The sequence below is a fragment of the Burkholderia sp. KCJ3K979 genome, assembly GCF_016759955.1.
GTDB classification, from domain to species: Bacteria; Pseudomonadota; Gammaproteobacteria; order Burkholderiales; family Burkholderiaceae; genus Burkholderia; species Burkholderia orbicola.
The window spans coordinates 1-3,138 of the sequence record NZ_JACFYV010000370.1; the positions used below are offsets into that span (position 1 = coordinate 1).

General features: G+C 70.7%; 2 protein-coding genes. Both read left to right on the plus strand.

What is annotated here, in order from left to right; all coding sequences use genetic code 11:
* Window positions 1–1,629 (plus strand): efflux RND transporter permease subunit (locus tag H3O04_RS34710; protein WP_202589450.1); only part of this gene is annotated, 1,629 nt, incomplete at its 5' end.
* Complete coding sequence (locus H3O04_RS34715; protein WP_202589451.1) at window positions 1,629–3,089, plus strand: efflux transporter outer membrane subunit; 1,461 nt, start codon at window positions 1,629–1,631, stop codon at window positions 3,087–3,089. The genes H3O04_RS34710 and H3O04_RS34715, both read left to right, overlap by 1 nt.
* Window positions 3,090–3,138 lie beyond the last annotated feature (49 nt).

Genomic DNA, 3,138 nt, shown 5'->3' on the forward strand with positions numbered 1-3,138 from the left:
GAGAAGCGCGGCTTCTTCGGCGGGTTCAACCGCTTCGTCGCGCGGGCGACGCAGCGCTACGCGACGCGGGTCGGCGCGATGCTGAAGAAGCCGGTGCGCTGGCTCGTCGTGTACGGCGCGCTGACCGCGGCGGCCGCGCTGATGCTCACGCAACTGCCGACCGCGTTCCTGCCGGACGAGGACCAGGGCAACTTCATGGTGATGGTGATTCGCCCGCAAGGCACGCCGCTCGCGGAGACGATGCAGAGCGTGCGCGCGGTCGAGTCGGCCATCCGTCGCGACGAGCCGACCGCCTATACGTATGCGCTCGGCGGCTTCAACCTGTACGGCGAAGGGCCGAACGGCGGGATGATCTTCGTCACGCTGAAGAACTGGAAGGAACGCAAGGCCACGCGCGATCACGTGCAGTCGATCGTCGCGCGCATCAACGAGCGCTTCGCGGGCACGCCGAACACGACGGTGTTCGCGATGAACTCGCCGGCGCTGCCCGATCTCGGTTCGTCGAGCGGCTTCGACTTCCGGCTGCAGAACCGCGGCGGGCTCGACTACGCGACGTTCAGCGCCGCGCGCGAGCAACTGCTCGCGGCGGGCGGCAAGGATCGCGCGCTCACCGACCTGATGTTCGCGGGCACGCAGGATGCACCGCAACTGAAGCTCGACATCGATCGCGCGAAGGCGTCCGGGCTCGGCGTGTCGATGGACGAGATCAACACGACGCTCGCGGTGATGTTCGGCTCCGACTATATCGGCGACTTCATGCATGGCACGCAGGTGCGGCGCGTGATGGTGCAGGCCGACGGGCGGCACCGGCTCGATCCGGACGACGTGAAGAAGCTGCGCGTGCGCAACGCGCGCGGCGAGATGGTGCCGCTCGCGGCGTTCACGACGCTGCACTGGACGCTCGGGCCGCCGCAACTCACGCGCTACAACGGTTATCCGTCGTTCACGATCAACGGCTCGGCCGCGGCCGGCCACAGCAGCGGCGAGGCGATGAGCGCGATCGAGCGGATCGCCGCGAAGCTGCCGGCCGGCATCGGCTATGCGTGGTCGGGGCAGTCGTTCGAGGAGCGGCTGTCGGGCGCGCAGGCGCCGATGCTGTTCGCGCTGTCGGTGCTCGTCGTGTTCCTCGCGCTCGCGGCGCTCTACGAGAGCTGGTCGATTCCGTTCGCGGTGATGCTGGTCGTCCCGCTCGGCGTGATCGGCGCGGTGCTCGGCGTGACGCTGCGGATGATGCCGAACGACATCTATTTCAAGGTGGGACTGATCGCGACGATCGGGCTGTCCGCGAAGAACGCGATCCTGATCGTCGAGGTCGCGAAGGATCTCGTCGCGCAGCGCATGTCGCTCGTCGACGCCGCGCTCGAGGCCGCGCGCCTGCGGCTGCGGCCGATCGTGATGACGTCGCTCGCGTTCGGCGTCGGCGTGCTGCCGCTGGCGTTCGCGTCGGGCGCCGCGTCCGGCGCGCAGATGGCGATCGGCACCGGCGTGCTCGGCGGCGTGATCACGGCGACCGTGCTCGCGGTGTTTCTCGTCCCGCTGTTTTTCGTGATCGTCGGCCGCCTGTTCGACGTCGGCCCACGCCGGCGCGGCGGGGCGCAGCCGACGACGATGGAGGGTTCGCAACCATGATGTTTGCGCTGAATGCACGTGGCGCGCTGAGGGTACCGCTCGCGCTGGCCGCCGCGCTCGCGCTCGCCGGGTGTTCGCTCGCGCCGCGGTACGAGCGCCCGGCCGCGCCGGTGCCGGCGACCTATGCGCCGGTCGACGGCGGCACGACGCCGGCCGCGGAACCGGCCATCGCGCAGGATGCCGCGCTGCTCGACGACTGGCATGCGTATTTCACCGATCCGGTGCTGCAGGCGTGGATCGACGCGGCGCTCGCGAACAACCGCGACCTGCGGATCGCCGCCGGCCGGCTCGAGGAAGCGCGTGCGCTGTACGGCGTGCAGCGCGCGGACCGGATGCCGTCGGTCGATGCGAATCTCGGCTATGAGCGCGCGCGCCAGTACGACCCGGTCGTGCGCGAAAGCGCGATCAGCGGGCTGTATCGCGCGGGTGTCGGCGTCAGCGCGTACGAGCTCGACCTGTTCGGCCGCGTGCGCAGCCTGTCCGAGGCGGCGCTCGCCGACTATTTCGCGACGGCCGATGCGCAGCGCACGGTCCGCATCGGCGTGATCGCCGAAGTGGCGGGCGCGTACGTTTCCGAACGATCGTTGCATGAGCAACTGGCGCTCGCCCAGCGCACGCTCGATGCGCGCGAGCGGATGGCCGCGCTCACGCAACGCCGCTATGCCGCCGGCACGAGCGACGCGATCGAGCTGCGCTCGGCCGACATGCTGGTGGCGTCGGCGCGCGCGTCGCAGGCCGCGCTGCAGCGCGAGCATGCGCAGGCCGTCCGCGCGTTGCAACTGCTGGCGGGCGATTTCGCGCGCAACGTGCCGGACGACGCGACCGCGCTCGATTCGCTGTCGATCGCGCCCGTGGCGCCGGGTGCGCCGAGCCAGTTGCTCGAACGGCGGCCGGACATCCGGCAGGCCGAGGCACGGCTGAAGGCCGCGAACGCGAACATCGGCGCGGCGCGCGCGGCGTTCTTCCCGCGCATCGCGCTGACGACCGACTACGGCTCGGTGAGCGACGCGTTCTCGAACCTGTTCGCGGCCGGCACGAGCGTATGGACGTTCGCACCGCGCATCACGCTGCCGATCTTCGTGGGCGGACGCAATCGCGCGAACCTCGACGTCGCGCACGCGCGCAAGGACATTGCGGTCGCCGAATACGAGAAGGCGGTGCAGACCGCGTTTCGCGAAGTGGCCGATGCGTTCGCCGCGCGCGACTGGATCGACCGGCAACTGGTCGCGCAGCAGGACGTGTATGCGGCGGACGGCGCGCGGCTGAAGCTCGCGGAGCGTCGTTATGCGGGCGGTGTCGCGACCTATCTCGAGCTGCTCGACGCGCAGCGCAGCACGTACGAGTCGGGGCAGGAGCTGATCCGGCTCAGGCAGCTCAGGCTCGCGAATGCGATCGCGCTGTATCGCGCGCTCGGCGGCGGCTGGGCGCCGGCCACGGCGGAGGCCGCGGCTTCCGCGTGACGGGCGATGCGTCGCCCGACGCCGCGGCGTGTCGGGTGGCATGACGGCG